Origin of the sequence: Hydrogenophaga sp., assembly GCF_022844385.1 — a bacterium.
GTDB lineage: Bacteria > Pseudomonadota > Gammaproteobacteria > Burkholderiales > Burkholderiaceae_C > Hydrogenophaga.
The window spans coordinates 1-6,281 of sequence record NZ_JALHLX010000163.1; the positions used below are offsets into that span (position 1 = coordinate 1).

Below are 6,281 nucleotides of genomic sequence, written 5' to 3' on the forward strand. Positions count from 1 at the left end.
CTGGTGGGCGCTGGCGTGTTGCTGTTGAGCCGGCGTTTGCACACCTCGCACTTCATGGGCCTGGTCGACTGGCCGCTGCTGATCTTGTTCATGGGCCTGTTCGTGGTGAACCACGCGTTTGAATCCACGGGCCTGGCCGCACAGGCGGTGGCCTGGCTGGGCGCGCAGGGCGTGGTTCTCACCGACCCAGGGCCGCTGCTGGTGGCGAGTGCGGTGCTCTCCAACCTGGTGTCCAACGTGCCGGCCGTGATGCTGTTGTTGCCGCACCTGGGTGGCGGTGGCGAGCAGGCCGGCGTGATGCTCGCGTTGGCGACGACCTTCGCCGGCAACCTGTTGCTGGTGGGCTCCATTGCCAACCTGATCGTGGCCGACCTCGCGCGCCAGCAGGGGATCGAGATCGACTGGAAGAAGCATGCGATCACCGGCATTCCGGTGACCTTGATGTCGCTGGCCGTGGTGTGGCTGTGGATGGGCTTTGTGGCCTGAGCAACCGAGCGAGCTTCAGCGCCCCGCGCTGAGCACGCGCAGATCGTCTTCGTAGCCTTTGAGAACCCGCACGGCGTTGGCGCGCTGCTCGGGCGTGGTGCTGTTGTGCAGCTGGGCGAACTGCGCACAGCCCTGGCGCACGAGTTCGTCTGAATAGGTCTTGTAGCCAGGCGTTGGTGACTGGCTGATGCGCGCGATGTGGCCACGCACGCGCTCGGCCGCGGTCTCGGGCGCGGCCTGGGCCTCTTTCACCGTCTGCAGCAAATCGGCCTGGCGACGCAGCCGCTCGGCTTGGGTGCGCTGCGGGTCGAACGGCGATGCCTTGATGTTGTTGCGCACCAGTTCCTTCTGGGCCGTGCTCAAACTGCCGTAGAGCATTTCGCTGCGGCTGAGTGCCCGGTCAAAGCGCTTGTCCACGCGCTTGTCGCTGGATGCCTGAAGGAAGTCGTCTTCAAACTCTGCATTGCTCTTGGCCTGGCGGCTCCTGAGGCGCTCCAGTTGGGCCGCGTCGAGCTGCAGCGCCAGCCGCGCCATGGGTTGCACGCTGGCGTCGGCCGCGCGATCGAGGCGCGTGCGGATCACGTCGAACTCGGCGCAAACCTGCTCACCCGTCATGTCTTGCGAGGCCAGCGTTTGCCAGCGCTGCAGCAGCCCGGCGTACACCGGCAACTCGTTCGCACGGTGCCATTGGAAAAAGGCGTTGATGTCGCCTCGCACCGGGGTGGACTGGCCGTTGTTGAAGTCGACGTGGCTGTCGAGCCACCAGTAGGTGGCGTTGTGCGCCTGGTTGTAGGCCAGGCGCGTGGCGGTGCAGGCGGTGAGGGAGGTGGCCATCACCAGCAGCGCACAGACCCGCGCGGCCCGCAGGGCGATAATCCGGCGCACGTGAGGCCCGGCAAGAACGCCGCGCAACGATTCCCCGAAAGAGGTGTTCATGTCGTTCCCTGTGGATGTGGTGGTGATGGCGGCCGGCAAGGGCACGCGCATGAAAAGTCAGCGGCCCAAAGTGTTGCACCGTTTGGGCGGCCGCGCACTGGCCCAGCACGTGATCGACTGTGCCGCGCGGTTATCGGCGCGTTCGGTGGTGGTGATCACCGGCCACGGTGCGGAGCAGGTCGAGGCCGGTTTGCAGGCGCCCGCCACCACTGCGCTGCGCTTCGTGCGCCAGGAGCCGCAGCTGGGGACCGGCCACGCAGTACAGCAGGCCGCCCCGGTGCTGCCCGACGATGGCGTCACGCTGGTGCTCTCGGGCGACGTGCCGCTGACCCGCCCCGAGACCCTGCAGGCGCTGCTCGACCTGTGTGGCGGCAGCCGTCTGGCCCTGCTCACGCTCGACATGCCCGACCCCACCGGCTACGGGCGCATCGTTCGTTCGGCCGATGCGTCGGTACAAGCCATCGTGGAGCACAAGGACGCCAGCGAGGCGCAGCGCGCCATCACCGAGATCTACAGCGGCATCATGGCCGTGCCCACGCAACTGCTGCGCGGCTGGCTGGCGCGGCTGGACAACCGCAACGTCCAGGGCGAGTACTACCTCACCGACGTGGTGAAGTTCGCCGTGGCCGATGGCCTGGGCGTGGCCGCGCACCGCATCAGCGACGCGGTGCAGGTCGCCGGCGTCAACAGCCCGGTGCAGCTGGCCGAACTGGAGCGCGCGTATCAACGGCGCGTGGCCGATACGCTGATGGAAGAAGGCACCCGGCTGGCCGACCCGGCGCGCCTGGATGTGCGCGGTGAACTGGTGTGTGGCCAGGACGTGGAGATCGACGTCAACTGCGTGTTCGAAGGCCGCGTGCACTTGGGCAACGGCGTGCGCATCGGCGCGAACTGCGTGGTGGCCAATGCCGTGATCGAAGCCGGTGCGGTGATCCATCCCTTCTCCCACATCGACGGCGAAAAACTCGGTGTGAAGGTGGGGCCCGGCGCGCTGGTGGGCCCGTTCGCACGGCTGCGTCCCGGTGCCGATCTGGGCGCCGAGGTGCACATCGGCAATTTCGTGGAAGTGAAAAACAGCACCCTGGCCGCGGGTGCCAAGGCCAACCACCTGGCCTACCTGGGCGACGCGACCGTGGGCGAGCGGGTCAACTACGGTGCCGGCAGCATCACCGCCAACTACGACGGCGCCAACAAGCACCGCACGGTGATCGAGGCCGACGTGCACGTGGGCAGCAACTGCGTGCTGGTGGCGCCCGTGACGATTGGTGCAGGCGGCACGGTGGGCGGAGGTTCCACCATCACCAAGGACACGGCGCCCGGCGCGCTGTCGGTGGCGCGGGGCAAACAGGTCGGCATTGCCAACTGGCAGCGTCCGCAGAAAAAGAAACAGGCTCCCTGAGGAGCCTGTCGAGTGGTCGGGAGGGGAGGCTGCCGGTTCAACGGCCGCCGCGCACGTCCATGGAATCGAAGCGGCTCTCGCCCGGTGACTTGCTGTTGGGGCCGTTGCCCTTGGAGCGCGGCGCGTTGAAGCCGCTGTTGCTGTAGGCGCTGCTGAAGCCACCGCGGCGGGTTTCCTGGTTCAGGTCCATCAGGCCGCTCAGACCCATGACCTCGGAATCGCGAAACGCCGTGTTGGTGTTGAGCGAGTCGAATTCCGAGAACTGGCTCTCCAGCTGCTGACGGCGGCTGTCCTTGGGGTCTTCCTTTTCTTTCACCACGGGCTTGGGCAACTCGGCCAGGTTGAGTTGCTTGCGAAAGTCCGCCGGTGAGGGCATGCGGTGCAGGCCGTTCTTGAGAAAGACGAAGCGCACGCCAGCGCTCTTGAGGATGCGGTTCTTCAGCTTCACCATGTGGGCCTTGTGCCGGGCGTTGCTCAGGGGATGCTGCTCGATGTCGAAGGCAAAGGTCGGCTTGCCGTCGTCACCGCACACCACAAAGTCCACTTTCTGTTTGTTCAGGCGGTCTTCGGCGCGTTTGCGATTGGAAGCGCGGCGCACCGACAGCAAGTCTTTGAGCAGCAGGTTGGGCAGCACCACCTGACCAGGGAAAGTGTCCTGCAGGTAGTCCAGCATCTGCGCTTGCTCGGGCGTCATCAGGCGTTCCGGGCTGTAGCGGTCTTCGCGTCCGGACGACTCGTGGCTGACGCGAATGCGCCAGACGACCAGCGCCACCAGGCCCAGCACGGCCAGCACGCCCAGCACGGCAATCCAACTCGTGTTCATCAAACCCTCCTGATTTCGGTCCGCCTTTTCAGTTCGGCTAAAGGCGAAGGTTGTTACATAAAGTTTGGTTCGTCAACTCATGAAAGCGGCAAGAAGTGCGCCAAGCGTGCGCTATGTATCGATTTTTGCCGATCGCCTGAGTACCAATGTGGTGCATCCGAGTCACGCGGACAGCTTGGCCGGCAAGGCAAGGCGAGGGTCGAATTTGGCGCGCTTGAGACTGAAGAAGGCCTTGATGTTGCGCACGTTGGTGTCGCTGGTGAACAGGCGCTGGGCCAGGGCGAGGTAGTCCGGCATGTCGTGGCAATGCACCACCAGCACAAAATCCGGACCCGGGCTGACGCGGTAACACTGTTGCACTTGTGTCACGGGCAGCACGCGCGCCTCGAACGCGTCGAGCAGCTCGGCGCCCTGGCGCTCCAGTGTGATCTCCACCAGCGCGGTGAGCCCGTGGCCCAGCACCGGCGCCAGGCGGTCGGCGCTCAGGATGGCCACTTCGCGCTCGATCAGGCCCAGCTGGCGCAGCCGTTTGGTGCGGCGCAGGCTGGTGGGCGGCGAGAGGTGCGCCCGCTCGGCCAGTGACTGGTTGCTCTGCGAGGCATCGGTTTGCAGCAGGTCGAGAAGGCGGAGATCGGCTTCGTCAATGACGATTTGTTCCATATTCATCATCTCTGTGATCGTAATGAACTTGATTCGGCGGATGGGAAAGTATTCGCCATCAATCGTGACATTTTGGTCTTTTATTTCAGCCGTCAGTCACTAGCATCGGCACTTCACCAATTTTCGGAGAGCAGCATGTGTGGCATCGTCGCAGGGGTTTCGGGGCGCAATGTGGTGCCCGTGCTGGTTCAAGGCTTGCAGCGGCTGGAGTACCGCGGCTACGACTCCTGCGGTGTGGCGGTGCACACTGGCGGCCTGCAGCGCGCCCGCAGCACGGCCCGGGTGGCCGAGTTGATGCAGCAAGTCCAGGCCGACGGCATTGCCAGCGGCACCGGCATCGCGCACACCCGCTGGGCCACGCACGGTGCGCCCGTGGTGCACAACGCCCACCCCCACTTCAGCCACGGTCCTGGTGCTGCAGAAGGCATGGTGGGCCGCGTGGCCCTGGTGCACAACGGCATCATTGAAAACCACGACGAACTGCGCGCTGCCTTGCAGGCCAAAGGCTATGTGTTCGAGAGCCAGACCGACACCGAGGTCATCGCCCACCTGATCGATTCGCTGTACGAAGGCGACGTGTTCGCCGCGCTGCAGGCCGCGGTGGTGCAACTGCACGGTGCCTACGCGCTGGCCGTGTTCCACAAGGACGAACCCCACCGCGTGGTGGGCGCGCGCGCCGGCTCGCCGCTGGTGCTGGGCGTGGGCACGGTCGACGGAGTGCTGGGTGCGGAGCACTTCCTCGCCAGCGACGCCATGGCCCTGGCCGGCGTGACCGACCAGATCGTTTATCTGGAAGAGGGCGACCTGGTGGATCTGCAACTCGGCCGCTACTGGGTGCTCGACGCCCAGGGCCGGGCGCTTGACGCAGCCAAGCGCCCCGTGAAAACCGTGCAGGCCCACAGCGGTGCGGCCGAACTCGGCCCCTACCGCCACTACATGCAGAAAGAGATCTTCGAACAGCCGCGCGCCATCGGCGACACGCTCGAAGGCCTGGAAGGCATCACGCCCGAACTCTTTGGCGACGGCGCGTACCGCATCTTCAAGGACATCGACAACGTGCTCATCCTGGCTTGCGGCACCAGCTACTACAGCGGCTGCACCGCCAAGTACTGGCTGGAGAGCATTGGGAAGATTCCCACGCAGGTGGAAGTGGCCAGCGAATACCGCTACCGAACCAGCGTGCCCAACCCGCGCACCCTGGTGGTGACGATCACGCAAAGCGGCGAGACCGCCGACACTCTGGCCGCGCTGCGCCACGCGCAAGGCCTGGGCATGAAACACACACTGACCATCTGCAACGTGGCTACCTCTGCCATGGTGCGCGAATGTGAACTGGCCTACATCACCCGCGCCGGCGTTGAAATCGGCGTGGCCTCCACCAAGGCCTTCACCACCCAGCTAGCGGGCCTGTTCCTGCTCACGCTCGCGCTCGCCCAGGTGCGCGGTCATTTGAGCGAAGAAGACGAAGCCAGCCACCTCAAGGCCATGCGCCATTTGCCCGTGGCGCTGCAAGCCGTGCTGGCGCTGGAGCCGCAGGTCATCAGCTGGGCCGAAGACTTCGCTCGCATGGACAACGCGCTCTTTCTCGGCCGTGGTCTGCACTACCCCATTGCGCTCGAAGGCGCCTTGAAGCTCAAGGAGATCAGCTACATCCACGCCGAGGCCTACCCGGCCGGTGAGCTCAAACACGGTCCGCTGGCGCTGGTGACCGCGGCCATGCCGGTGGTCACCGTGGCGCCCAACGACACCCTGCTGGAGAAACTCAAGAGCAACATGCAGGAGGTGCGCGCGCGCGGCGGTGTGCTGTATGTGCTGGCCGACGCCGACACCCGCATCACCAGCAGCGAAGGCGTTCACGTGATCCGCATGCCCGAACACTACGGCGCGCTTTCGCCCATCCTGCACGTGGTGCCGCTGCAGATGCTGGCGTACCACACGGCGCTGGCGAAGGGGACGGATGTGGACAAGCCTCGCAAC

6 protein-coding genes are annotated in these 6,281 nt (G+C 65.5%); 3 read left to right on the forward strand and 3 right to left on the reverse strand.

Going from position 1 to position 6,281, the window contains the following annotated elements; genetic code table 11:
* The coding region (locus Q0C59_RS17800; protein ID WP_291218040.1) for an SLC13 family permease at positions 1-486 on the forward strand (486 nt) is incomplete at its 5' end.
* 15 nt (positions 487-501) lie between these two features.
* Here Q0C59_RS17800 and Q0C59_RS17805 read toward each other — a convergent pair.
* Positions 502-1,422 (reverse strand): DUF6279 family lipoprotein, encoded by a 921-nt coding sequence (locus Q0C59_RS17805; protein ID WP_291218042.1) that lies wholly within the window; start codon positions 1,420-1,422, stop codon positions 502-504.
* On the opposite strand from Q0C59_RS17805, the gene glmU reads away from it, so the two are divergent.
* On the forward strand, positions 1,421-2,821 hold the full coding sequence (glmU, locus tag Q0C59_RS17810; protein ID WP_291218044.1) for a bifunctional UDP-N-acetylglucosamine diphosphorylase/glucosamine-1-phosphate N-acetyltransferase GlmU: 1,401 nt from the start codon (positions 1,421-1,423) through the stop codon (positions 2,819-2,821). The genes Q0C59_RS17805 and glmU overlap by 2 nt on opposite strands.
* A gap of 37 nt (positions 2,822-2,858) precedes the next feature.
* Here glmU and Q0C59_RS17815 read toward each other — a convergent pair whose 3' ends face one another.
* A complete protein-coding gene (locus tag Q0C59_RS17815; RefSeq protein WP_291218046.1) occupies positions 2,859-3,644 on the reverse strand; it encodes a DUF2726 domain-containing protein in 786 nt (261 codons plus the stop codon).
* A 162-nt stretch (positions 3,645-3,806) separates the two neighbouring features.
* Positions 3,807-4,304, reverse strand: coding sequence for an Lrp/AsnC family transcriptional regulator (locus Q0C59_RS17820; protein WP_291218048.1), 498 nt, complete (start codon positions 4,302-4,304; stop codon positions 3,807-3,809).
* 135 nt (positions 4,305-4,439) lie between these two features.
* On the opposite strand from Q0C59_RS17820, the gene glmS reads away from it, so the two are divergent.
* Positions 4,440-6,281 (forward strand): glutamine--fructose-6-phosphate transaminase (isomerizing) (gene glmS, locus Q0C59_RS17825; protein ID WP_291218050.1); only part of this gene is annotated, 1,842 nt, incomplete at its 3' end.

What these genes read in the sequence shown, in the direction of transcription:
- glmU (WP_291218044.1), top strand. Translation starts at nt 1,421, where the DNA reads ATGTCGTTCCCTGTGGATGTGGTGGTGATGGCGGCCGGCAAGGGCACG.
- Q0C59_RS17805 (WP_291218042.1), bottom strand. Translation starts at nt 1,422, where the DNA reads ATGAACACCTCTTTCGGGGAATCGTTGCGCGGCGTTCTTGCCGGGCCT.
- Q0C59_RS17815 (WP_291218046.1), bottom strand. Translation starts at nt 3,644, where the DNA reads ATGAACACGAGTTGGATTGCCGTGCTGGGCGTGCTGGCCGTGCTGGGC.
- Q0C59_RS17820 (WP_291218048.1), bottom strand. Translation starts at nt 4,304, where the DNA reads ATGGAACAAATCGTCATTGACGAAGCCGATCTCCGCCTTCTCGACCTG.